Below are 23,934 nucleotides of genomic sequence, written 5' to 3' on the forward strand. Positions count from 1 at the left end.
GCATGCTGACTGCGAAACATAATGACGCAGTGGCGCTGGGCTTATCAACCGCTTTGTGGCATCAGACACTTTATTTTATTCAGACAATGTCTGCGATAACAGATTTATTGGCTTCAACGCCAGGGAAATCCATTTTTCTAAATAACAATTTAATAATAAATTTTTAAGGTGAACTATGCTCTCATTTATGAAACCCAAGATAGCAACCCATAAAGTTCCCGACGATAAAGTAATGGCTACATATAATCGTTATCGGGTTCAGGCGTTGTTCAGTATATTTATTGGTTACCTTTCCTACTATATTGTGCGGAATAACTTCACGCTTTCTACACCTTATTTAAAAGAACAATTGCACTTAAGCGCCACGGAAATTGGCATGTTAAGTAGCTGTATGTTAATTGCCTACGGTATCAGTAAAGGCATCATGAGTAGTCTGGCAGATAAGGCCAATCCCAAAGTCTATATGGCAATGGGTTTGCTACTGTGCGCCTTGGTCAATGTAGGATTGGGATTTAGCGGTGCATTTTGGCTGTTTGCCGTATTAGTCATCTTTAACGGTTTCTTCCAGGGAATGGGCGTAGGGCCTTCCTTTATTACTATCGCCAACTGGTTCCCGCGTCGTGAGCGTGGTCGGGTGGGGGCTATCTGGAATATTTCCCATAACGTAGGCGGCGGGGTGGTCGCACCTATCGTCGGCGGCGCATTCGCAATTTTAGGCAGTGAGCACTGGCAAACCGCTAGCTATATCGTGCCTGCCATTATTGCGGTGATTTTAGGGTCATTGGTATTGCTGTTGGGCAAAGGTTCTCCGGTTAGTGAGGGCTTACCTCCGTTGCAGGAAATTATGCCGGAAGATCTGGTGATTGAGCCAGTTAAAGCTGGGCAGAAAGCACCGGAAAATATGTCCGCATTCCAGATTTTCTGTACTTATGTACTGAAAAATAAACATGCCTGGTACGTGTCTTTTGTCGATGTTTTCGTTTATATGGTGCGTTTCGGTATGATCAGTTGGCTACCGATTTATCTGTTGACTGAAAAACACTTCACCAAGGGCGAAATGAGCGTGGCTTTCCTGTTCTTTGAATGGGCGGCAATCCCTTCTACGTTATTGGCTGGTTGGTTATCGGATAAATTCTTCCGCGGCCGCAGAATGCCGTTGGCGATGATTTGTATGGTGATGATCTTTATCTGCCTGATCGGTTACTGGCAGTGTGATTCGCTACTGATGGTGACTTTCTTTGCGGCTATCGTCGGTTGTCTGATTTATGTACCTCAGTTCCTGGCTTCAGTGCAGACTATGGAAATCGTACCGAGCTTCGCTGTCGGGTCCGCGGTGGGCTTACGCGGCTTTATGAGCTATATCCTTGGTGCAAGTCTGGGTACCAGCCTGTTTGGCGTAATGGTCGATAGAGTGGGTTGGCACGGCGGGTTCTACTTGCTGATGGGGGGGATTATTTGCTGCATTATTTTCTGCTATCTGTCCCATCGCGGCGTGCTGGAATTGGAGCGGGAACGCAAAGAACAGCAGGTACGTTTAGATAAAGAAGCATTAGCTTAATCTTAGGGTTGAAACAGCCGTTCAGAGTCGAACGGCTGCGATATGAATCAGTGACGGTAATTAAAGATGCCCGGCGGCAGAATAAGCTGGCGGGCGACTTCCTCAGCTTTTTCCCTTCCCAATAATAAGAAGATAATTTTTAAAGCAAAGTCGATAGAGGTTGCCGGCCCTTGGCTCGTAACCAGATTGACCCTACTATCGTAGACCACCCGCTGATCCATCCATTTATTCGGTGAGATTTTATCTTTTAGGCCGGGATAACCGGTCATATTCCCGATGGGGAATAGGTTATGGTGTTCTAAAACCAGAGCCGGTGCCGCACAAATGGCCGCGACCAGATGGCCTTCATTATGAGTTTGGCGTACTTTTTCGACCAGCAGCGGACTATCACGGAAACATTCTGCCCCTTTTATTCCGCCGGGTAATACCACTACGTCAAATTGTTGATCAACCACATCGACTAGACGCGCATCTGCCACCAGTTTTACACCGCGAGAGCAAGTAATCACTAACTCTCCGCCACCGGCTACGCTTGCCGTCGTCACTTCAAAGCCGCCGCGTACCAGCACATCAATGGTGGTCACCGCTTCGGTTTCTTCACTCCCAGGTGCTAGGCAAACCAGCGCCGATACGCTCATACACATTTTCCTTTCGTTTAATCGAATCGTACAGGCGTGAATTCTCCGGCAACGTCATGCCGTGATTGCGCGCCCGACGGAGTAAATAGCCGGTGATATAGTCGATCTCAGTATGTCTCTGGGCTCGTAAATCCTGAAGCATGGAAGAGACGTTATCAGCCGTACGTTGAATCACCTCCTGCACATAATAAAGCAGGCTTTCAGTGGAAGTATGAAAACCTTCCATTTCCATCACATCGGCAATTTCTGCGCATAATCGGGTTACCAACTCGGGATAACGCTGTAGGTCACCGTTTCGGCACTCATACAGACCAGTAAGAGGATTGATAACGCAGTTAACCGCCAACTTATGCCAGCAGGCGGATGAAATATCATTGTGCCATGCGACGTCCGGCAGGGCGTGGTGCAGTATATCCGCCAGATAACTGACATCTTTGCTGGGGGTAATCGCAGGGCCAATATGAGTAATGCCGCTGGCAACGTGGATAATAGTGTTGCCATCATGTCGCGCTGCATGAGTTGTTACGCCGTGCAGGAAAGTATTTACCGCGCTCGGTAACTCTTCCTGCGTACCCATTCCGTTATGCAAGAGCAAAACCGTGCAATCTGGATTGAGTTTAGGCAGTAGGGTGCTTACCGCGCTGGAAACTTGCCAGGCTTTCAAACATACCAGCAGTAACTCGCTTTCTGCTAAATGTTGCGGATCGTTGGTTGGCAGATTTTGATTGAATTCGTCACCTTCAAGGCTGATGACATTCACCGAACAATAGGGTTGAGGCACTCGTAGCCAACCCTGAACATCATGGCCTTGTTGATACAGAGCCGATAACCAAAGCTGCCCGAGCGCACCGCAACCAAGAACCGTAATCTTCATAACTCTCTCCCTGGTGTAAACGGAAAACGCGCTAAATATTTATAAGTGTTATGCTTGGATTATAGACTTTTTCTACATTAAACGCTGGGTTAGCTGTGTTCTACGGCGAAAATGCGAACAGCCAGCGGCTTGATTTTGTCTACGACGATAAAGCGGTTATTATGCTTGCCAATCATCTTATAAGGAGGAGGGAATATGCCATCTTTCGACATCGTTTCTGAAATTGATATGCAGGAAGTGCGTAACGCAGTTGAAAACGCCACCCGCGATCTGGCAAACCGTTGGGATTTTCGTAACGTCCCAGCTAGTTTTGAGTTAAATGAAAAAAATGAAAGTATTAAAGTTGCCAGCGAATCTGATTTTCAGGTGGAGCAACTGCTCGATATTTTACGTGCGCAGTTGAGCAAACGTGGCATCGAAGGTGCGGCGCTGGAGATTCCGGAAGAAATGGATCGCAGCGGCAAAACCTATAGTGTGGATGCCAAACTGAAGCAGGGCATTGAAAGTGTGCAGGCCAAGAAGCTGGTTAAGTTGATCAAAGACAGCAAGCTGAAAGTGCAGGCGCAGATTCAGGGTGAACAAGTCCGTGTAACCGGTAAAGCGCGTGACGATCTGCAAAGCGTAATGGCATTGGTTCGTGGTGCAGATTTGGGGCAACCGTTCCAGTTCAATAACTTCCGTGACTAAGCTCAAAGCCTGATAGCGGATAACAGTGATAAAGACCGCTGATAAAGAGGAACAAATGCCCATTTGAGGCTTTGTTCCTCATCCCATCGTTGATGCTTCTTACACAGCGTTAACCAGTTGTTCTAACTGATTTCGATTCGTTTTCTTGGTATCTACTTTCACATAAGCGCTGCGTTCTGCTGCTACGACTATCGCTTCGGTCACGCCCGGCTGCGCTTTAATTTTATGTTCCAACGCCGAATCTTTAGCCGCTAATTCGGACAGCGTGATGCGTAAGCTGCTGACATAAGGCGGTTCCTGCATCGTTGTGCTCACGGCAAACCAGACCAAAGCAATGACTGCACCGGCGATAAATACCATTCCCGCGCCGTCCAGCCCGAATAACCAACCGCCCAAACTGCCGCCGATGGCTACGCCGATAAACTGGCTGGTGGAGTAAATTCCCATCGCCGTACCTTTATAGCCAGCGGGAGACTCTTTGCTAATCAACGAAGGCAAAATTGCCTCCATGACATTGAAGGCAATAAAGAAGAGTTGCACGCCAGCGATAATGCCCCAAAGGTGTTCACCGGATGCCCACATCACTATTTCGGCAATCAGCAACACGGCCACGCAGCCCATAAAGACTTGTTTCATCCGGCGTTTGACTTCGGCGTAAATAATAAATGGTACTACCGCAGCGAAGGAAACCAGCATTGTCACCAGATAAACCTTCCAATGCTGTTCGGGTAGTAAGCCCGCTTTGGCCATGGCCTGAGGCAGGGCGACAAAGCTCGACATCAACAGAATATGCAGGCACATAATGCCGAAATTAAGTTTTAGTAACCGGCTGTTTTTCAATACTTTATTGACGCTGCCTTTTACTATGCTGGATTCGCGATTTAATACATGGGTATCCGCGGAAGGCACGACTGCCAGCGTGATAACGATGCCGAGTAACGCCAGGATCGCTATGCCCCAAAATAGTGCATTCAGGCCATAAGCGTGGGTGACGATTGGGCCAAGGACCATCGCAATAGCGAAAGTAATACCGAAGCTAACGCCAATAAATGCCATGGCTTTAGTTCGATTTTGTTCGCGTGTCAGATCCGAAAGCAATGCCATCACTGCGGCGGCAATAGCACCAGAACCTTGTAATGCCCTGCCGAGGATAATGCCCCAAATAGAATCGCTCATGGCAGCAATCACGCTACCCAGCGCAAAAATCAGTAACCCGCCGATAATCAAAGGCTTACGGCCAATACGGTCGGATATTAATCCGAAAGGAATCTGGAATATTGCCTGAGCCAGACCGTAGATACCGATAGCAATACCGATCAGTGCTTCACTGGCTCCGGCCAAAGCCATGCCATAGGTGGTGATCACCGGCAGCACCATGAACATCCCGAGCATGCGCAGTGAAAAAACCGTTCCCAGCCCCCAGGTTGCCCGGAGCTCTAACGGAGTCATTTTGTTATCGTTCATTACCACCTCAAAAAAACTTATTGCACTATTGTAATGATCTTAATGCCAACCGGTAAATCTATTGATGTTTAGAATATATTACAGCCAGAGTGAGTATCTTCCGGAAAAGTAACGTTTATCAGACGGTTGATAGGTGTATTCAAAACGAGAGGACTATACAGTCTGGCGGCAAAATCAGGTATGGATAAAACAGGATAGGGTAGAAAAGATGAAGCGACCGGCTGGAAACCAGCGAGGCCGCTTCATAGAACTTTCGGTGTGCTTACCCGACGTAAGTCAGTAATGCAGCAGATGATGGAACGTTGAAGTCTACAGACATCATTACGCTCAATGACGTAATCGCAATGATTGAGAATACGAAGAGTTTTCTCGCCCATACGCTATCATTCGTTGCTTTGTAGCCACGTAGAGCCATTCCCAACCACCAGACGCTGACCGCCGCGGCGACCACCAGATATTTATATCCGGCGTAACCGCTGAGAGTCAGCATCAGTGTTGCTACCATAAATGCCAGAATATACAGGGTGATATGGTTTTTGGTGACCGATATCCCTTTTATAACCGGCAATACCGGAATATTTGCCGCTTGGTAATCTTTAAAGCGGAATATGGCGATCGCGTAGGAATGCGGCATCTGCCAGATGCTGAAGATCAACAGCAGGATCAATGCGCCTGTATCAAACTGACCCGTCACCGCACAGTAGCCGATAACTGGCGGAGCGGCACCGGACAAGCTGCCGATCAACGTGCCGTATACCGACTTACGCTTCATGTAGAGGCTATAAACCCCGACATAGATAATGAAACCTATGACGGCCAGTGCCATTGCTAACGCATTGGCCGCCACATAAAGCAACAGCATGCCCGCAATACCCAGTACCGATGCATAAATCAAGGTTATCTTCGGTTCGATAAGGCCTTTTACCAAGGCCCGGTTCTTCGTTCTCTCCATGATGCAGTCGATATCACGGTCGATATAGTTGTTAAATACACACCCGGAGGCAACAACTAACGAAACACCGATCAGCGTGGCGAGAAAAAGGGGGTAATCAATATCGCCTTTAGAGGCGAGGAGGAATCCCCCAACGACAGAAATTAAATTGCCGAAAATAATTCCTGGTTTAGTTACTTGCAGGTATTGCTTAATCATCACATGCAGCTCTTTAGTCAACCATCATATTGATGTTGAGGTTGTACATAATCCACAGCGAGCCCACAACAACGATCGCGATAATCATTACGGTGAACAGGAACGCCACCAAGTTCCAGCGCTCTTCTGACTTACCATTCATATGCAGGAAGTACACCAGGTGTACGATAATCTGCACTACGGCAAGGGTAACAACCGTTGCCAGAATCATGGTATGAGAAGCAGTGCCCTGCATAACCATGACAAATGGGATGACAGTCAGAATGACTGACAGAACGAAGCCGATAATATAGGACTTCAGGCTACCGTGGCTTGCTCCACCGTGACCAGTAGTTGAATGACTCATTTACATGGCTCCTAACAGATAAACAACGGTGAATACGCAGATCCACACCACGTCCAAGAAGTGCCAGAACAGACTCAGACACATCAGGCGCGTTTGGTTGGTAGGGTTCAGGCCGCGTTTCGCTACCTGAATCATCATAATGATGATCCAAACCAAACCAGTTGTTACGTGAATACCGTGAGTGGCAACCAACGCAAAGAAGCTAGACAGGAACGCACTGCGATCCGGGCCGTAGCCTTCAGCGATCAGGTGATGGAATTCATAGATTTCCATCGCCACGAAGCCTAGGCCGAACAGGAAGGTCATACCCAACCAGAGATTAACCTGATTTTTGTTGCCTTTGTTCATACCCAGCATGGCCATGCCATAGGTAATACTACTAAACAGGAGCAGGAAGGTTTCGACCAAAACGAAGTTCAGGTCAAAAATGTCCTTACCTGTAGGACCGCCAGCGGTCCCGTTTACCAACACTGCATAGGTTGCGAACAACGTCGCAAACAGAATACAGTCGCTCATCAGGTAGACCCAGAAGCCAAAGACCTTGGTGGCTCCCGCATCGTGGTGCCCATGCTCTGCATGGGCTACGTTGTGGTTAGTCAGAGTTTCAGTTGACATGATTCACGCCTGCTTTTCTGATTTGTTCATGGTGAAGATTTTCAATGCGCTCAACTTCTTCTGCCGGCACATAGTAATCCACATCTTCGTCGAAGCTTTTCACAATCCAAGTGACGATCATGCCAACGAAGCCAGCGATAGCCATCCACCAGATGTGCCAGACCATGGCGAAGCCAAAGATCAGACTGAAAGCTGCAATGATGACACCCGCGCCGGTATTCTTCGGCATGTGGATCTCTTCATATTTAGCCGGACGCTTGTAAGCTTCGCCTTTCTCTTTCATGTCCCAGAACTCATCGCGGTCAACAACTTCAGGCACTACGGCGAAGTTATAGAACGGAGGTGGGGAAGAGGTAGACCATTCCAGCGTACGGGCATCCCACGGGTCACCGGTCAGATCGCGGTTCTGTTCACGGTCACGCACACTGACGAAGACCTGAATAACCTGACACAGAATACCGCAGGCAATCAGTACCGCACCGCCTGCTGCCACCATCAACATCGGGTGGAATTCAGGGTTAATATCCTGGCTTAAACGACGGGTCATGCCCATAAAGCCCAGAACGTACAGCGGCATAAAGGCTACGAAGAAACCGATAATCCAGAACCAGAACGCACGTTTTCCCCAGGTTTCATTCAGCGTGAAGCCGAAAGATTTCGGGAACCAGTAAGTCAGACCTGCGAAGCAACCAAAGACTACGCCGCCGATGATCACGTTATGGAAGTGAGCAATCAAGAACAGACTGTTATGCAGTACGAAGTTCGCACCCGGTACGGCTAACAGAACGCCGGTCATCCCACCGATGGAGAAGGTGATGATAAAGCCAACGGTCCACAGCATCGCAGAGTTGAACTGGATACGGCCTTGATACATGGTGAACAGCCAGTTGAAGATTTTCACCCCGGTAGGGATGGAGATAATCATGGTAGCAATACCGAAGAAGGCGTTTACGTTGGCACCTGAACCCATGGTAAAGAAGTGGTGCAGCCAAACGATAAACGACAGAACGGTAATGGCAATGGTTGCCCAAACTAATGAGGTATAACCGAACAGACGTTTCTTCGAGAAGGTTGCCGTGACTTCGGAGAACACTCCGAATACCGGCAGAACCAAGATATACACTTCCGGATGGCCCCAGGCCCAAATCAGGTTGATGTACATCATCATGTTGCCGCCCATATCATTGGTAAAGAAATGGGTGCCCATGTAACGATCAAGAGTCAGTAACGCAACGGTTACGGTCAAAATCGGGAAAGAAACGATAATCAAGATGTTGGTACAGAAAGCGGCCCAAGTGAAGACAGGCATCTTCATCATGGACATGCCCGGAGCACGCATCTTAAGAATAGTCGCGAAGAAGTTAACACCGGTCAGCAAGGTACCCAGACCTGAAATCTGTAGACTCCATATCCAGTAATCGACGCCAACGCCCGGATTGTACTCAATGCCTGACAGTGGCGGATACGCCAACCAGCCAGTCTGAGCAAATTCACCGACCCCCAGAGAGATGTTGATCAACACCACCCCGACGACGAAGAACCAGAAGCTCAGTGAGTTCAGGAACGGGAAGGCAACGTCGCGAGCACCAATTTGCAATGGTACGACGATGTTCATCAGACCCACCACGAAAGGCATCGCCATGAAGAAGATCATGATGACACCGTGGGCCGTAAATATCTGGTCATAGTGATGAGGTGGCAGGAATCCTGCCTCGCCAGCCGAAGCAAGCGCTTGCTGGCTACGCATCATGATGGCATCGGCAAAGCCACGCAACAGCATGATCATCGCTACCAGAATATACATGATACCGATTTTCTTATGGTCAACGGAGGTCAACCATTCGCTCCACAACCATTTCCATTTGCCGAAATAAGTCAGGGCGGCAACTAGTGCCAGACCGCCTAGAATAATTGCAGCAACGGTAACCATTATGATTGGTTCGTGTAACGGAACCGCATCAAGTGTTAATTTTCCCAACATCGTTTATTCCTCGGCTCCGGCGTGAGAGTGGTCGCCCATTTCCATGCCTTTGCTCATGTCCATGCCTTTATGCATGTCATCGCTCTTGTGCATGTTCATATCGCCCATAAATTTGCCAATAGTTTCTTTAAACAGCTCCGGCTTAACGCTGGAGAAATACTCAACCGGGTTATTTTCGCTCGGCTCAGCCAATTTATCGAAATCAGCAGTAGTATTCAGGGTGTTTGGCGATTTTTTCACCTGCGCGACCCACTGATCGAAATCACCCTGAGTCGGCGTAGCGATCGCAGTGAATTTCATACCAGAGAAGCCTTTACCGCTGAAGCTACTGGAAATACCGTTGTATTTACCTGCTTCATTGGCAATCAGATGCAGTTTGGTTTGCATCCCTGCCATCGCGTAAATCTGTCCGCCTAACTGAGGAATAAAGAACGAATTCATCACTGAGTTGGATGTGATCTTAAAGTTCACGGGAACATCAGTAGGGAAGGCGATTTCATTGACGGTGGCAATACCTTGTTCTGGATAGATAAACAGCCACTTCCAGTCCAAAGAAACCACTTCAATAGTGATCGGTTCTTTACCTTCAACAACCAAAGGTTTGAACGGATCAAGTTCGTGAGAAGTTTTCCAGGTTATCGTTGCCAGAATAGCAATGATAATGATTGGAACAGCCCATACAACAAGCTCAATTTTGTTGGAGTGGGACCAGTTCGGGGTATAGGTTGCATTTTTGTTGGAAGCACGGAACTTCCACGCAAAGGCAAACGCCATCAAAATAACCGGAACTACTACGATCAACATTAAACCGATAGCGGTGAGTATCAGCGTTTTTTGTTCGAGTCCGATTGCGCCTTTAGGGTTCATCAATACCATATCGCAACCAGCGAGTGTTACCGTGGCTGCAAATAAAGACAACATCCCAATATTTTTAATGTATTTCTTAAGTCTCATCTAACGACCTCAATTACAAAGGGCTCTATTGTCGTTTCATGTGTGCGGGCATTTTACGGGAAGGTTGCAGGACTGTAAACATGCTTAAGATTGTGTCAGCGGCTTGTTGACACTTTATGTTAAGGGGGTCACAGATGTTGCTCTCTTTGACAATTTTCTAATTGCAACAATATGTTGGCGCAAGATTTAATTAACAAGCGTAACTAAAAGCTAACTATATTAAGGAAAAACAATGCCAAGCAGGTTTTTATTGTCGGGAAATACAGATTTGGGAGGGGTTTATTTACGATTTTATGTAAATAATATGTGTATTAAAGGTAAATTAAAATATATTCCGGGGTGACCGAAATGGTTTCCCCGGAATCATTTAGTTAGAAATTATATTTAATTGAGTAAACGATACCGTCTTGTAAAAAATCTTCGCCCAGCTTGTTATAAGCATAACGATACTGAATACCCGTGGTGAATTGTTTAATTGGTGTCCACCACAGAGCAATAGCGCCGTTCACCCCGTTACGACCGCCGTTACCTGCCGCATAGCGTTCTGCACGGTTAAATTCCAGCTCGTTCCAGTTAGTAATGCTGAATTTCTCATCGAAAGCGGTGAAATCGTAGCCAGCAACCCAACCAACAACATAACCGTTATTGCCTGAGTAATAAGTTTGGTCAACGTAGTGCAGCGCAACGAAAGGCTTCATCCATACGCCAGCAATGGTGGTGTTATAGCCGATACCGTATAGGGTATTCACTTCGTGGAAGTTGCTGTAATTATTGCCTTCAGCGGCTGGCAGAGAGTAGGTACCATAAACATGGCCATATAGGTTAAAACCGGTGTCGCCTAAATAGTAGCGGCCAGTAGTTTTAAAGGTGTAACGTTGGTTATCGCCCGGCTGAGCGGTTTTGGAGTTGAACGGGTTTTCTAAATCGAAGAAGCCGTAAACTTCACCCCAGCTAAAGCCTGCGCCGCCCTCTAATTCAATATAGGCAAAGTCATCTTTATGAGATGAACCACCGGATTTATGCGTAGTGCTCTTCGTCCAATCGAGGTAGTTCATGCTGATATTGCCGAAACCCCATTGATATTCAGCTTGCGCAGACGGAGCCAGAGTGATCGCAGTTAGCGCGATAGCGCCAACGAGAATTTTACGCATAAAAGCCTCAATTATTGTTGAAAGGTGTCAGGGGAAACAAAAGGACACATGCCCTTAATAAAAAGTGCGCACATCATAGTCTGACAGCACAAAAGGTTAAAGACCTGAGGGTGATTTGCATCTCATTATTGAGAATAATATTTCTGATTGGTTGCTCAATAATGTGATCGGGATGGTGGTTTTATCGCATGTTTATCCATTTGACTAACTTTTACGTATAAAAAAGCCGGTAATAGAATACCGGCTGCGAGTGAGGAAACGTATCGTCTTAAGTCAAACGAGCGCGACGTAATGCCAGGTAATCCAGCGCGCCACCGAGCATCATCCCAACGATGCTGAGTTGAATCCCTCGTAATAGCAGGACATCGGCCACTTCTGGCGCTGCTGTCCATCCCCAGGCATTGCTGATTAATAACACCAGCCACGCGACCAATAATAAACAACCGATGGTCAAAAAGCGTAAGGCCCAGCGATAGCCGTTTTTAAATTCGGTTCGAGGCATGAATTCATCGGTTTTTTGGGTAAATTCAAGGGTATGACGGCAGATGTAAAGCAATATCAGGCCCGGAACGGCGGCGACAATGGAGAACAGGTAAAATATCGACCAACCGTTAGTTTCTACAAACCAGCCTGCAACCGGGCCGACATAAACGCGACCCACCGCAGACAGTGCGGACAATAAGGCAAACTGAGTGGCGGAAAACGACTTATTGCACAGCGTCATCAAAAGCGCCACAAAGGCTGCGGTACCCATGCCGCCACAGAGGTTCTCCAGAAAAATAGCGCTCCCCATGGTGAAGATATTCTTGTCTGTCACCGACAGAATCCAATAGCCCAGATTGGAAACCGCCTGCAAGATGCCAAAAATCATCAGGGCGCGGAATAAACTGAGGCGTTGCATAAGCAAGCCGCCGTACAAAGCACCGATAATCGTCGCTAACAGGCCCAAGGTCTTGTTGACCAGACCGACGTCACCGGCGTTGAAACCGAGCCCACGAATCAGAAACGGTGTACTCAGGCTAGCGGCGAAAGCATCGCCCATTTTATAAAGCACGATCAGCAGTAAAATCAGCCAAGCGTTATTACGACCAAAGAAATCGCGCAGCGGGGCAACAATTGCCTGTTCCAACGTTTTAGGCGCGGCGGCGGGAGCATCCGGTTCCGGAGCCATCAGAGTAGCAACCACCCCAATCACCATCAAACCAGCCATTAACCAATAAGTTGACTGCCAGCCGAGATAACGGTCAGCAATCCATAGCGCCAAACCGCCGGAAACCAACATGGCCAGCCGATAACCCAAAACCGAAACTGCGGCGCCGGTTCCTCGTTCTTCTGCACTGAGCAAATCGGTCTTATAGGCATCAAACACAATGTCTTGAGACGCCGAGCAAAAGGCGACCAATACCGCAATAGCTGCCAGCCACCATAAATGCTTCGCTGGCTCCATAAAGCCCATTGCGATGATAGCCACTATTAATAATAACTGGCTCACCAGTAACCAACCGCGGCGACGACCAAGGAAAGAGGGGGTGTAGCGGTCCATCAATGGGGACCACAAGAACTTGAAGACGTAAGCCTGACCGACCAGAGAGAAAATACCGATGGTTTTCAGATCAACCTGCTCCACCGTCATCCAAGCTTGTAACGTGCCGGACGTCAGAGCCAAAGGAAGACCGGAGGCAAACCCCAGTAATAAAAGAATGAGCGAATTACGCTGTGTAAACAGGTTTGAATAGCGACTGGACATAAGAAACCTACGTGCTCTGCCCCATTCAGGGCAGAGCTAAGTTAAGCAAACAACAGATTAACGCGCGTTTTGTTTGATAAAGCTATTAACGCTGGTGTCTTGGGCCATATCCGCAATAACGTCACTGAGTACGGTATTCACCGCTTCGGTGATTTTGGCATTGGTTGCGGTAAATGCCCCCTGGACGTTATAGGTAGAACGGTAGTTCTTAACCTGTTTGTTGCCGTTTTGCGCCTGAGCCGTGATGGAGATATCAGCCTTGGTCGTGATGTTGTAGCGCAGATTGCCTTCTTGCACGTTAGCGAACAGTTGGTTAACTACGATTTGCAGATCAACCGGGCCGCCGGTACCAATCATATAGCCACGGGCAGTCATTTGTTTTTCCAGCACTTCCTGTAGCAGGAAACGTAGGTCGCGAGATGGAGTTAATACCACCAATTTGCCATCTCGGTTGACTTTGGCCAGTGCGGAATCCTGACGCTGATCGGCACCGTTGATACTGATGGTAATCCCCATCAAGGTTGGATCTTGCGGCGGCAAGACGATTTTCGGCGTGACTTCAAGCGTATTACTGCTGGTGGCGCAACCCGCCAGCATTAACGCGGCCAGCAGCGGGAAAAGAATTTTCTTTAGCATGTTCACTTTCTCGAGAGTTATGGAATTTTTAATAAACTGAGCGGGATAGCTGCAATATTATTGCGACATCATAGCACTGCCGCAGATAGGGGGAAGATCCCAATGGTGACAAATTCGCCACAAACACGGTTTTTCATGTTGGAACCATACAAATAACCATTTGCCGTGACAATCGGATTATCCTCAACCTCTGGGCGTTTCGTCGGCGTTAGGCGTATTTAACCGAGAATTATTGTCAAAGGAATGTTATAAAACAGCCAAAACCGACTAATATTGCTGTAGAGGGTGTGCAGTTCTCTGCCGGTGCAGTAAGGAGATCTTTATGATTCTGATTCGCGAAAAGATAGAAGAAAAACTCAGGGCGGCATTTGAACCTGTTCACCTGGAAGTGATAAACGAAAGCTACCGGCACAATGTGCCCGCTGGCTCCGAGAGCCACTTTAAAGTTGTGATTGTTAGCGATAAATTTGCCGGTGAACGCTTTTTAAACCGCCATCGTGCCATTTATGGCGTATTGTCCGAAGAATTAGCCGGTGAAGTTCACGCGCTGGCATTACATACCTACACGGTCAAAGAATGGGAGAGTCTGCAAGACACCTTGCCTGACTCTCCATCATGCCGCGGTGCCGGAACCTTGGCATAAATAAGGTATTTCCCTGATTTCAGTGGAACTTTTCTGCTGATTTAGGGTATTAGTAATAGCGAAATCCACAGGCGGCCTTTGGGCCGTTTGTTTTTTAACTGGCGACAACACTATTTTTAGCACAGCGCTGCCAGCGTTTTTGTCGAGGGATCGACGTCCGCGTAAATTTTCGCGCGCTGACATTCACTCGCTTTCCTCGACTCGAAACCTATGCACCGCTATAATGTCGCGTCTTATTTTTCCGGAATGGTTTCGGGACGCTTCTGACATCTGGGATACTCGGTTCTGTAATGCGGCCGTCCCGGTTCTTAGAGGGTGTTTTCAGGGCCAATGTCATTCCCGCAATGGCAAGGTTTTGATAGCGGCTTCTGGAGTTGACCGAGCACTGTGATTTTTTTGAGGTAACAAGATGCAAGTTTCTGTTGAAACCACCCAAGGCCTTGGCCGCCGTGTAACTATCACTGTTGCTGCTGATAGCATTGAGAAAGCAGTAAAAAGCGAGCTGTTGAAAGCTGCTAAAAATGTTCGCATTGACGGTTTCCGTAAAGGCCACGTGCCGATGAACATCGTTGAACAGCGTTACGGCGCGTCCGTTCGTCAGGATGTTCTGGGCGACCTGATGCAACGCAACTTTGTTGACGCGATCATCAAAGAAAAAATCAACCCGGCTGGCGCACCAAGCTACGCACCGGGCGAATACAAAGAAGGCGAAGATTTCACTTTCTCTGTTGAATTCGAAGTTTATCCAGAAGTTGAACTGAAAGATCTGGAAAAAATCGAAGTAGAGAAACCGGTTGTTGAAGTTAATGACGCCGATGTGGATGCAATGCTGGATACCCTGCGTAAGCAACAAGCTACCTGGAAAGACACCGATGGCGCTGCTACAGCAGAAGATCGCGTGACTCTGGACTTCACCGGTTCTATCGACGGTGAAGAGTTTGAAGGTGGCAAAGCAACTGATTTCGTACTGGCTATGGGCCAGAACCGCATGATCCCAGGCTTTGAAGAAGGCGTTGTGGGCCATAAAGCGGGCGAAGAATTCACTATCGACGTAAACTTCCCAGAAGATTACCACGCTGAAAACCTGAAAGGTAAATCAGCCAAGTTCGCTATCGTTCTGAAGAAAGTTGAAGAGCGTGAACTGCCAGAACTGACTGAAGAATTCATCAAACGTTTCGGCGTGGCTGATGGTTCTATCGAAGGTTTGCGCGCTGAAGTACGTAAAAACATGGAACGCGAGCTGAAAGGCGCAGTGCGTAACCGTGTTAAAACTCAGGCAATCGACGGTTTAGTTAGCGCTAACGAAATCGACGTTCCAGTTGCTCTGATCGACAGTGAAATCGACGTTCTGCGTCGCCAAGCTGCACAGCGTTTCGGTGGCAACGAGAAACAAGCTGCTGAACTGCCACGTGAACTGTTCGAAGAACAAGCTAAACGTCGCGTTGTTGTTGGCCTACTGCTGGGCGAAGTGATCAGCCAGCACGAACTGAAAGCTGACGAAGACCGCGTTAAAGCGCTGATCGAAGAAATGGCTTCTGCCTACGAAGATCCGCAAGAAGTTATCGAGTTCTACAGCAAAAACAAAGAGCTGATGAACAACATGCGTAACGTTGCTCTGGAAGAACAAGCGGTAGAAACACTGCTGGCTAAAGCCAAAGTAACTGAAAAACCAACTACCTTCAGCGAGCTGATGAATCAGACCACTGCTGCGTAATGTTTTTTAGCGCATCACGTTAAGTATCTTTGACTTAGCGTTTTGACTTCTCAAGCCCGTCGCCTTTGGCAACGGGCTTTTTTCTTCTTGATTTACACGATAAAAACAACACATTCTCGGCTATGGTTCCCGTCAAACTGGGCTATATTAGAAAAATAAAAGAAAGTGCTGAATTAAATCCGTAGCGAGCGTCTAAAAAACGCGTGAGGTGAGAACGGGGCGTTGAGACAATAAAAGGTATGGGGCTTGAAAAACAGTATCCTTCCCCCAATTACTATTACAGGCTTTATGTTCAATCTTTCCTTGCGTTGGCTGATTATCACCGCTGGATATGTCTGGGACGACCGCTGCTTATCATGGTCATCATTGCTTATCTCAAGTAGAATCGGTTATTAATGGCGCCAAAGTAAATTCTATTAGGAGATGGTAATGTCATACAGTGGCGAACGAGATCAATTTGCACCTAACATGGCTCTGGTGCCGATGGTGATTGAGCAGACTTCACGTGGGGAACGTTCTTACGATATCTTCTCCCGTCTGCTGAAAGAGCGCATTATCTTCCTAACCGGCCAGGTTGAAGATCACATGGCCAACCTGATTACGGCACAAATGCTGTTTTTGGAAGCCGAGAACCCGGAAAAAGATATTTTCCTTTATATTAACTCACCGGGCGGGGTGATCACTGCGGGTATGTCTATCTATGACACCATGCAGTTCATCAAACCTGATGTCAGCACCATTTGTATGGGCCAGGCATGTTCCATGGGCGCATTCTTGCTGACTGCCGGTGCGAAAGGGAAGCGTTTCTGCCTGCCAAACTCGCGGGTGATGATTCACCAGCCGCTGGGCGGATTCCAGGGGCAAGCGACCGACATCGAGATTCATGCGAAAGAAATCCTGAAAGTGAAATCCCGCATGAACGAACTGATGGCGAAACATACGGGCAAACCTCTCGAAGAAATAGAGAGAGACACGGAGCGTGACCGTTTCCTGTCTGCGGCCGAGGCTGTAGAATATGGATTAGTCGATGAGATATTCAACCGCCGTGACTAACAGCGTATTTCTGTGCGCCGATAGACTATAATTGGAAAAGTTTAGTCTTTTAGCACGCTAGGGTGCCGGCAGTCCGTTTGATGAAGACGTGACGTCCAGAAGTAACGAGAATAGTCTCCCTGCCGCCCTGCTGTTAGTGACGGCAGATACTAAAGAAGAGGTTTACTGATGACAGATAAGCGCAAAGACGGTTCAGGAAAGCTGCTGTATTGCTCTTTCTGCGGCAAAAGCCAGCATGAAGTGCGTAAGCTGATTGCCGGGCCGTCAGTGTATATCTGCGATGAATGTGTCGATTTGTGTAACGACATTATTCGCGAAGAGATTAAAGAGGTCGCCCCGCATCGGGAGCGTAGCTTATTGCCAACACCGCATGAAATCCGTCGCCATCTGGATGATTATGTCATCGGGCAGGAACCAGCGAAAAAAGTGTTGGCGGTTGCGGTTTATAACCATTACAAACGTCTGCGTAACGGTGATACCAGCAACGGTATTGAGCTGGGCAAAAGTAATATTTTGCTAATCGGTCCAACGGGTAGCGGTAAAACACTGTTGGCGGAAACGCTGGCTCGTTTCCTGGATGTGCCATTCACTATGGCCGATGCGACGACGCTAACCGAAGCCGGTTACGTGGGTGAAGACGTCGAAAACATTATCCAGAAACTGTTGCAGAAATGCGATTACGATGTGCAGAAAGCGCAGCGCGGCATTGTCTATATCGATGAAATTGATAAAATTTCTCGTAAATCGGACAACCCGTCAATTACCCGTGACGTATCAGGTGAAGGCGTACAGCAAGCCTTGCTGAAACTGATCGAAGGTACTATTGCTGCCGTACCGCCACAGGGTGGACGCAAACATCCGCAGCAGGAGTTCCTGCAGGTTGATACCTCGAAGATTCTGTTTATCTGTGGCGGCGCATTTGCTGGTCTGGATAAAGTTATCGGGCAGCGTCTGAATACCGGTACCGGTATTGGTTTTGGCGCAACGGTAAAAGGAAAATCCGAGAAAGCAACCGAAGGTGAATTGCTAAGACAGGCTGAGCCGGAAGATTTGATCAAGTTCGGGTTAATTCCTGAGTTCATTGGTCGTCTGCCAGTTGTTGCTACCTTGAGTGAATTGAGCGAAGACGCCCTGATTCAGATTCTGAAAGAGCCGAAAAACGCCCTGACCAAGCAATATCAGGCGTTGTTCAATCTGGAAGGCGTTGAGCTGGAATTCCGCGATGAAGCTCTGACGGCGATTGCTAAAAAGGCAATGGCGCGTAAAACCGGTGCTCGTGGCCTGCGTTCTATCGTAGAAGCGGCTTTACTGGACACCATGTACGACCTGCCATCTTTGGAAAGTGTGGATAAAGTGGTTGTTGATGAATCAGTTATCGCCGGTCAATCTGCACCGCTGCTGATTTACGGCCAGCCTGAAGCGCAAGCTTCTGGCGAATAATTAGCCAAATAATCCAGACAGTTAGTAAGATAATGGGGGATTTTATCCCCCATTTCTTTTTCCTCGCATTGTTATCGTTGAATGTAAGACATTCGTCCCCATATACTCAATAACCTATTTAGTGAAACTCGTGACCACCCGTGTTTCACGAGATTTCCTGAAATCTGGCGGAAGCTAAACATAAGAGAGAGCTCTATGAACCCTGAGCGTTCCGAACGCATAGAAATCCCTGTATTGCCTCTGCGCGATGTAGTGGTTTACCCGCATATGGTGATCCCACTGTTTGTTGGCCGGGAGAAGTCGATTCGGTGCCTGGAAGCTGCAATGGAACATGATAAAAAAATCATGTTGGTTGCACAGAAAGAAGCGTCGACGGATGAGCCTGGTATCAACGATCTGTTTTCTGTTGGCACCGTTGCCTCTATTTTGCAAATGCTGAAATTACCTGATGGCACAGTCAAAGTACTGGTCGAAGGGTTACAGCGTGTGCGCATTACTACTCTGTCTGACAGCGGGGAGCATTTCGCTGCCCAGGCCGAATACCTAGAATCACCTGCAATCGATGAGCGTGAGCAGGAAGTGCTGGTGCGCACGGCGATTAATCAGTTTGAAGGCTATATCAAACTGAATAAAAAAATCCCACCCGAAGTCCTGACATCTCTGCATAGCATTGAAGACGCTGCACGTCTGGCGGATACCATTGCTGCGCATATGCCATTGAAATTAAATGATAAACAAGCTGTATTGGAAATGTTCGACATTACCGAGCGTCTTGAATATCTGATGGCAATGATGGAGTCGGAAATCGATCTGTTGCAGGTTGAGAAACGTATCCGTAATCGCGTTAAAAAGCAGATGGAAAAGAGCCAGCGTGAGTACTATCTGAATGAGCAAATGAAAGCCATTCAGAAAGAACTGGGCGAAATGGACGATGCGCCGGATGAACACGAAGCGCTGAAACGCAAAATCGAAGCGGCAAAAATGCCGAAAGACGCGCGTGAAAAAACCGAAGCTGAGCTGCAAAAACTGAAAATGATGTCGCCGATGTCTGCGGAAGCTACCGTAGTGCGCGGTTATATCGATTGGATGTTGCAGGTTCCGTGGAACAGCCGTAGCAAAGTTAAAAAAGATTTGGTCAAGGCGCAGGAAGTGTTGGATACCGACCATTATGGTTTGGAGCGCGTGAAAGACCGCATCCTTGAGTATCTTGCGGTTCAGAGCCGAGTCAGCAAAATCAAAGGTCCAATCCTGTGCTTGGTCGGGCCTCCGGGTGTGGGTAAAACCTCACTGGGGCAATCTATTGCCAAAGCAACCGGACGCCAGTACGTGCGTATGGCGTTGGGCGGCGTGCGTGACGAAGCGGAAATTCGCGGTCACCGTCGTACCTATATCGGTTCTATGCCGGGTAAGTTGATCCAGAAAATGGCGAAGGTTGGTGTGAAAAACCCACTCTTCCTGTTGGATGAAATCGATAAAATGGCGTCCGATATGCGCGGCGATCCGGCGTCAGCCTTGCTGGAGGTGCTGGATCCAGAGCAAAACGTGGCGTTTAACGACCACTATCTGGAAGTAGACTACGATTTGTCCGACGTGATGTTTGTGGCGACCTCTAACTCCATGAATATCCCGGCACCGTTATTGGATCGTATGGAAGTGATTCGTCTGTCAGGTTATACCGAAGATGAAAAACTCAACATTGCTAAACAACACCTGTTACCAAAACAGTTCGAGCGTAATGCCATTAAGAAAGGCGAACTGACTATTGATGACAGCGCGATTATTAGCATTATCCGTTATTACACCCGTGAAGCCGGTGTGCGTAGTCTGGAACGTGAAATCTCCAAACTGTGCCGCAAAGCAGTAAAAAATCTGCTGATGGATAAAACGGTTAAACACATTGAAATCAACGGGGATAACCTGAAAGATTTCTTGGGTGTTCAGAAGGTTGACTATGGTCGTGCCGATACTGAAAACCGCGTTGGCCAGGTAACGGGTCTGGCATGGACCGAAGTTGGTGGCGATCTGCTGACGATTGAAACCGCCTGTGTTCCGGGTAAAGGCAAGTTGACCTACACCGGCTCTCTGGGGGAAGTCATGCAGGAATCCATTCAGGCTGCGTTGACCGTCGTTCGCGCTCGTGCGGATAAATTGGGGATTAACCCTGATTTTTACGAAAAACGTGATATTCACGTTCACGTACCTGAAGGCGCTACGCCGAAAGATGGCCCAAGTGCAGGTATTGCGATGTGTACGGCGTTGGTTTCGTGCCTGACGGGTAACCCGGTGCGCGCCGATGTCGCCATGACCGGTGAAATTACGCTGCGTGGTTTGGTATTGCCGATCGGTGGATTGAAAGAAAAGCTGCTGGCAGCTCATCGTGGTGGTATCAAAGTGGTACTGATCCCAGATGAGAACAAACGTGATTTGGAAGAGATTCCAGACAACGTTATCGCCGATCTGGAGATTCATCCGGTTAAGCGCATTGACGATGTTTTAGCCATTGCGTTGCAAAATCCAGCCTTTGGTGCACAGCCTGTTGCGTCAAAATAGTGACGGATAGCAAGAAGTATTGATAAAACTAATGCTGGTAAGCGAAATCCTACTTGCCAGCTATTTTTTGTGCCGCTAAGTTAGATCGGCTGTCTGACGAAAGCATTCGCCTTTAGGTTGCTTGCCAAGGCTAGACAGGATTGATATAACAGCTGCGCTGTCGTGTTGTCCGTAGGGATTTTCGGCGCGACGATAGAATTCTAAAGGGGATGAAAGAGTGAATAAGTCACAACTGATCGACAAAATTGCCGCAGGTGCTGATATTTCTAAAGCGGCCGCTGGGCGCGCGTTGGATGCAATTATTGCTTCTGTTACTGAATCCTTAAAAGAAGGGGATGATGTAGCTCTGGTTGGTTTCGGTACTTTTGCGGTACGTGAGCGCTCTGCCCGTACTGGCCGTAACCCTCAGACCGGTAAAGAAATCAGTATTCCAGCTGCAAAAGTACCAGGCTTCCGTGCTGGTAAAGGTCTGAAAGACGCAGTTAACTGATAGCTGCCTCAGATCTCTTCGGTGCCAAATATTGTTTGTGATAAACAATAACCTGACGCAGTTGAGTTGGTAAGGTAAGATATAAGGCGCATCGTAACTGGTGCGCTTTTTTTTCGCTTGGCAGTTGAACTGGCGTAAAATGCTGGCTTAGCCGTAAGGCGATGGCGGCGTTAGCCACTGTGAGAAGTTTTATCGCGCAGCAACGATTTTGGGCTGACGCAAGGAACGCTGGGTCTTCATACCTGAGCAAGAGTTTTTATCCACATTACAGCGGAGTATTGTCACATTATGATGGACAATTTACGCGCGGCTGCAAATAACGTCGTGCTCAAAATCATCCTGGCCCTGATTATGTTGTCCTTTATCTTGACCGGCGTGGGCGGCTATCTGATCGGTGGCTCCAACGACTATGCAGCTAAGGTTAATGGCCAAGAGATAAGCCGTGCCCAGCTTGAACGGGTAATGCAAAGTGAACGTAGTCGTTTACAGCAACAGCTAGGTGAGCAGTTCTCCGTGCTGGCTGGTAATGAAGGTTATATGCAGCAGCTGCGTCAGCAGGTGTTGGGGCAATTGATCAACAACATGTTGCTCGACCAATATGCAAAACAACTTGGCCTGACTGCCAGTGACGATCAGGTGAAAGAATTTATTCGCCAGCTCCCTGACTTCCAGACTAACGGTCAATTCGATAACAGCAAATATCTCGAGCTGGTAACCCGTGGGGGCTACAGCCTCGATCAGTTCGCGCAGCTACAACGTCAGCAGCTGATTAATCAGCAATTGCTACAGGCCTTTAACGACAGCAGTTTTGCATTACCGGCAGAAGCTACCGCTATGTCCGAGTTGATTTTGCAACAGCGTGACGTGCGATTGGCAACCTTGGATCTGAAAGCGTTACAGGCTCAGCAGAAAGTCACTGATGAAGAGCTGAAAGCCTATTATGATCAGAACAAAAACAGCTTTATCGCGCCTGAAGAGATGAAAGTGAGTTTCATCGCAATGGATGCGGCAGCGATGCAAGATAAAATCACCGTGACTGAAGAAGATATTGCTGCTTATTACGATCAGCACAAATCCAGCTTTACTCAGCCGGAACGTAGAAACTACAGCGTTATTCAATTTAAAACCGAGGCAGATGCTAAGGCTGTTTTGGATGAGCTGAAAAAAGGTGCTGACTTCGCTACGTTGGCGAAAGAAAAATCCACCGACATTATTTCTCGTAAAAATGGCGGCGAACTGGGTTGGTTAGAGCCTGGGACAACGGTCGATGAGCTAAAAGAAGCGAATTTGACCGAAAAAGGCCAGCTGTCTGGCGTGGTGAAGTCTTCTGTGGGTTATTTGATCGTTCGCTTAAACGACATCAAACCAGAGCAGGTTAAGCCGTTGTCTGAAGTACATGACTCACTGGCATCCAAAGTTAAGCAGGAAAAAGCGGTTGATGCTTACTATGCGTTGCAGCAGAAAGTGAGCGAAGCGGCAACCAGTGATAATGAGTCTCTGGCTTCAGCTGAAGAAGCTGCGGGTGGCAAAGCGAAGCAAACCGGTTGGTTTACTCGTGATTCTATCCCTGCCGAAGTGAATTTCAAACCCGTAGTACAGGCTATCTTTGATGGCGCTTTGGTTGGTGAAAATGGCGCTCCTGGCAGTAACTCTGATGTCATTACCGTTGATGGCGATCGCGCATTCGTGATTCGTATCGATGGTCATAAACCAGAAGGCGTACAGCCGTTTGATCAGGTACGCGATCAGGTTGCTGAACTGGTTAAACGTCAGAAAGCGGAGCAGCAGGCTCGCGTTGACGGTGAAAAAATTCTGACCGCCCTGAAGCAAGGGAAAGGCGAAGAAGCGATGAAAGCCGCTGGCCTGAGCTTTGGCGAGAAGAAGTCTATTGCTCGTGCACCGAATGACGATCAGTTAGTTCAAACCGTATTTGGACTGCCTCATCCGCAGGCGGACAAACCGGTTTACGGTTTATCTCAGGATCGTCAGGACAATGTCGTATTGATCGAATTGCTGTCCGTGACGCCGGGTAAATTACCAGAGGGTGAAATGGCAGGCTTCATTGCTAAAATGGAAGAAGGTATCGGCAGTGTGACTCTGGATGCGCTGATGGCTAACTTGCATAAACAGGCAACGATTAAAATGGGTGCAGCGGAACAACAACAGCCGCAGTAAACATCGCAAACCTCTGCAAACCGATGTAACAACGAAAGGCCGCTTTAGCGGCCTTTCGCATATCTGGA

At 48.0% G+C, this 23,934-nt stretch carries 20 protein-coding genes; 9 read left to right on the forward strand and 11 right to left on the reverse strand.

The features are described 5' to 3' along the window. Nucleotides 1-175: 175 nt before the first annotated feature. Entirely contained in the window at nt 176-1,558 is a 1,383-nt protein-coding gene (gene pgtP / locus AD970_RS10485) for a phosphoglycerate transporter PgtP (RefSeq protein ID WP_049598522.1), read from the forward strand. A gap of 47 nt (nt 1,559-1,605) precedes the next feature. Here the strand turns inward: pgtP and yajL are convergent, their stop codons facing one another. Together yajL and panE are read right to left on the reverse strand one after the other, a co-directional pair. Then, complete coding sequence (gene yajL, locus AD970_RS10490; RefSeq protein WP_049598524.1) at nt 1,606-2,196, reverse strand: protein deglycase YajL; 591 nt, start codon at nt 2,194-2,196, stop codon at nt 1,606-1,608. Further along, on the reverse strand, nt 2,156-3,070 hold the full coding sequence (gene panE, locus AD970_RS10495; RefSeq protein WP_049598525.1) for a 2-dehydropantoate 2-reductase: 915 nt from the start codon (nt 3,068-3,070) through the stop codon (nt 2,156-2,158). Before panE ends, yajL begins: the two co-directional genes overlap by 41 nt. A gap of 195 nt (nt 3,071-3,265) precedes the next feature. Here panE and AD970_RS10500 point away from each other — a divergent pair, with 195 nt between their 5' ends. Continuing rightward, nucleotides 3,266-3,757: a YajQ family cyclic di-GMP-binding protein gene (locus AD970_RS10500; protein ID WP_049598527.1), complete on the forward strand. Its 492-nt coding sequence runs from the start codon at nt 3,266-3,268 to the stop codon at nt 3,755-3,757. 99 nt (nt 3,758-3,856) lie between these two features. Here AD970_RS10500 and AD970_RS10505 read toward each other — a convergent pair whose 3' ends face one another. The 9 genes from AD970_RS10505 to AD970_RS10545 all read right to left on the reverse strand — a co-directional run bounded on the left by AD970_RS10505 (nt 3,857) and on the right by AD970_RS10545 (nt 13,801). Next, complete coding sequence (locus AD970_RS10505; protein ID WP_049598528.1) at nt 3,857-5,221, reverse strand: MFS transporter; 1,365 nt, start codon at nt 5,219-5,221, stop codon at nt 3,857-3,859. 262 nt (nt 5,222-5,483) lie between these two features. After that, nucleotides 5,484-6,371, reverse strand: coding sequence for a heme o synthase (gene cyoE, locus AD970_RS10510; protein WP_049598530.1), 888 nt, complete (start codon nt 6,369-6,371; stop codon nt 5,484-5,486). 13 nt (nt 6,372-6,384) lie between these two features. Next, nucleotides 6,385-6,717, reverse strand: a complete 333-nt coding sequence (locus AD970_RS10515; RefSeq protein WP_049598532.1) for a cytochrome o ubiquinol oxidase subunit IV — start codon at nt 6,715-6,717, stop codon at nt 6,385-6,387. Further along, a complete protein-coding gene (locus AD970_RS10520; protein ID WP_049598534.1) occupies nt 6,718-7,332 on the reverse strand; it encodes a cytochrome o ubiquinol oxidase subunit III in 615 nt (204 codons plus the stop codon). Then, a complete protein-coding gene (cyoB, locus tag AD970_RS10525; RefSeq protein ID WP_049598536.1) occupies nt 7,322-9,313 on the reverse strand; it encodes a cytochrome o ubiquinol oxidase subunit I in 1,992 nt (663 codons plus the stop codon). Before cyoB ends, AD970_RS10520 begins: the two co-directional genes overlap by 11 nt. A 3-nt stretch (nt 9,314-9,316) precedes the next feature. Next, nucleotides 9,317-10,267 (reverse strand): cytochrome o ubiquinol oxidase subunit II, encoded by a 951-nt coding sequence (cyoA, locus tag AD970_RS10530; protein ID WP_049598537.1) that lies wholly within the window; start codon nt 10,265-10,267, stop codon nt 9,317-9,319. A 371-nt stretch (nt 10,268-10,638) separates the two neighbouring features. Further along, the gene (locus tag AD970_RS10535; RefSeq protein WP_049598539.1) at nt 10,639-11,418 is read right to left on the reverse strand and encodes a nucleoside-specific channel-forming Tsx family protein; all 780 of its coding nucleotides are present in this window, start codon (nt 11,416-11,418) and stop codon (nt 10,639-10,641) included. A gap of 268 nt (nt 11,419-11,686) precedes the next feature. Next, nucleotides 11,687-13,165 carry a muropeptide MFS transporter AmpG gene (ampG, locus tag AD970_RS10540; protein WP_049598540.1) on the reverse strand — a complete coding sequence of 493 codons (1,479 nt, stop codon included), beginning with the start codon at nt 13,163-13,165 and terminating at the stop codon, nt 11,687-11,689. 57 nt (nt 13,166-13,222) lie between these two features. After that, entirely contained in the window at nt 13,223-13,801 is a 579-nt protein-coding gene (locus tag AD970_RS10545) for a lipoprotein (RefSeq protein ID WP_049598541.1), read from the reverse strand. Between the two features lie 322 nt (nt 13,802-14,123). Between AD970_RS10545 and bolA the strand changes: the two genes are divergently transcribed. The 7 genes from bolA to ppiD all read left to right on the forward strand — a co-directional run bounded on the left by bolA (nt 14,124) and on the right by ppiD (nt 23,866). After that, nucleotides 14,124-14,444 (forward strand): transcriptional regulator BolA, encoded by a 321-nt coding sequence (gene bolA, locus AD970_RS10550; protein WP_120806381.1) that lies wholly within the window; start codon nt 14,124-14,126, stop codon nt 14,442-14,444. Nucleotides 14,445-14,853: 409 nt separating this feature from the next. Next, nucleotides 14,854-16,158 (forward strand): trigger factor, encoded by a 1,305-nt coding sequence (tig, locus tag AD970_RS10555; RefSeq protein WP_049598542.1) that lies wholly within the window; start codon nt 14,854-14,856, stop codon nt 16,156-16,158. Nucleotides 16,159-16,587: 429 nt separating this feature from the next. After that, entirely contained in the window at nt 16,588-17,211 is a 624-nt protein-coding gene (gene clpP, locus AD970_RS10560) for an ATP-dependent Clp endopeptidase proteolytic subunit ClpP (protein ID WP_049598543.1), read from the forward strand. Nucleotides 17,212-17,379: 168 nt separating this feature from the next. After that, the gene (gene clpX / locus AD970_RS10565; RefSeq protein ID WP_049598544.1) at nt 17,380-18,651 is read left to right on the forward strand and encodes an ATP-dependent protease ATP-binding subunit ClpX; all 1,272 of its coding nucleotides are present in this window, start codon (nt 17,380-17,382) and stop codon (nt 18,649-18,651) included. A 195-nt stretch (nt 18,652-18,846) separates the two neighbouring features. Further along, nucleotides 18,847-21,201, forward strand: a complete 2,355-nt coding sequence (gene lon / locus AD970_RS10570) for an endopeptidase La (protein WP_049598546.1) — start codon at nt 18,847-18,849, stop codon at nt 21,199-21,201. 217 nt (nt 21,202-21,418) lie between these two features. Continuing rightward, nucleotides 21,419-21,691, forward strand: a complete 273-nt coding sequence (hupB, locus tag AD970_RS10575) for a nucleoid-associated protein HU-beta (RefSeq protein WP_004392663.1) — start codon at nt 21,419-21,421, stop codon at nt 21,689-21,691. A 288-nt stretch (nt 21,692-21,979) separates the two neighbouring features. Next, nucleotides 21,980-23,866, forward strand: a complete 1,887-nt coding sequence (ppiD, locus tag AD970_RS10580; RefSeq protein ID WP_049598547.1) for a peptidylprolyl isomerase — start codon at nt 21,980-21,982, stop codon at nt 23,864-23,866. The last annotated feature ends 68 nt before the right edge of the window (nt 23,867-23,934 follow it).

Source organism: Yersinia nurmii, assembly GCF_001112925.1.
In the GTDB taxonomy this organism is placed as follows: domain Bacteria; phylum Pseudomonadota; class Gammaproteobacteria; order Enterobacterales; family Enterobacteriaceae; genus Yersinia; species Yersinia nurmii.

Excerpts from the sequence above, each read along its gene's own strand:
- pgtP (WP_049598522.1), top strand. The coding sequence starts at position 176 with ATGCTCTCATTTATGAAACCCAAGATAGCAACCCATAAAGTTCCCGAC.
- ampG (WP_049598540.1), bottom strand. The coding sequence starts at position 13,165 with ATGTCCAGTCGCTATTCAAACCTGTTTACACAGCGTAATTCGCTCATT.
- tig (WP_049598542.1), top strand. The coding sequence starts at position 14,854 with ATGCAAGTTTCTGTTGAAACCACCCAAGGCCTTGGCCGCCGTGTAACT.
- panE (WP_049598525.1), bottom strand. The coding sequence starts at position 3,070 with ATGAAGATTACGGTTCTTGGTTGCGGTGCGCTCGGGCAGCTTTGGTTA.
- cyoA (WP_049598537.1), bottom strand. The coding sequence starts at position 10,267 with ATGAGACTTAAGAAATACATTAAAAATATTGGGATGTTGTCTTTATTT.
- AD970_RS10500 (WP_049598527.1), top strand. The coding sequence starts at position 3,266 with ATGCCATCTTTCGACATCGTTTCTGAAATTGATATGCAGGAAGTGCGT.
- lon (WP_049598546.1), top strand. The coding sequence starts at position 18,847 with ATGAACCCTGAGCGTTCCGAACGCATAGAAATCCCTGTATTGCCTCTG.
- cyoB (WP_049598536.1), bottom strand. The coding sequence starts at position 9,313 with ATGTTGGGAAAATTAACACTTGATGCGGTTCCGTTACACGAACCAATC.
- AD970_RS10515 (WP_049598532.1), bottom strand. The coding sequence starts at position 6,717 with ATGAGTCATTCAACTACTGGTCACGGTGGAGCAAGCCACGGTAGCCTG.
- clpX (WP_049598544.1), top strand. The coding sequence starts at position 17,380 with ATGACAGATAAGCGCAAAGACGGTTCAGGAAAGCTGCTGTATTGCTCT.
- AD970_RS10505 (WP_049598528.1), bottom strand. The coding sequence starts at position 5,221 with ATGAACGATAACAAAATGACTCCGTTAGAGCTCCGGGCAACCTGGGGG.
- AD970_RS10520 (WP_049598534.1), bottom strand. The coding sequence starts at position 7,332 with ATGTCAACTGAAACTCTGACTAACCACAACGTAGCCCATGCAGAGCAT.
- yajL (WP_049598524.1), bottom strand. The coding sequence starts at position 2,196 with ATGAGCGTATCGGCGCTGGTTTGCCTAGCACCTGGGAGTGAAGAAACC.
- clpP (WP_049598543.1), top strand. The coding sequence starts at position 16,588 with ATGTCATACAGTGGCGAACGAGATCAATTTGCACCTAACATGGCTCTG.
- AD970_RS10535 (WP_049598539.1), bottom strand. The coding sequence starts at position 11,418 with ATGCGTAAAATTCTCGTTGGCGCTATCGCGCTAACTGCGATCACTCTG.
- bolA (WP_120806381.1), top strand. The coding sequence starts at position 14,124 with ATGATTCTGATTCGCGAAAAGATAGAAGAAAAACTCAGGGCGGCATTT.
- ppiD (WP_049598547.1), top strand. The coding sequence starts at position 21,980 with ATGATGGACAATTTACGCGCGGCTGCAAATAACGTCGTGCTCAAAATC.
- AD970_RS10545 (WP_049598541.1), bottom strand. The coding sequence starts at position 13,801 with ATGCTAAAGAAAATTCTTTTCCCGCTGCTGGCCGCGTTAATGCTGGCG.
- cyoE (WP_049598530.1), bottom strand. The coding sequence starts at position 6,371 with ATGATTAAGCAATACCTGCAAGTAACTAAACCAGGAATTATTTTCGGC.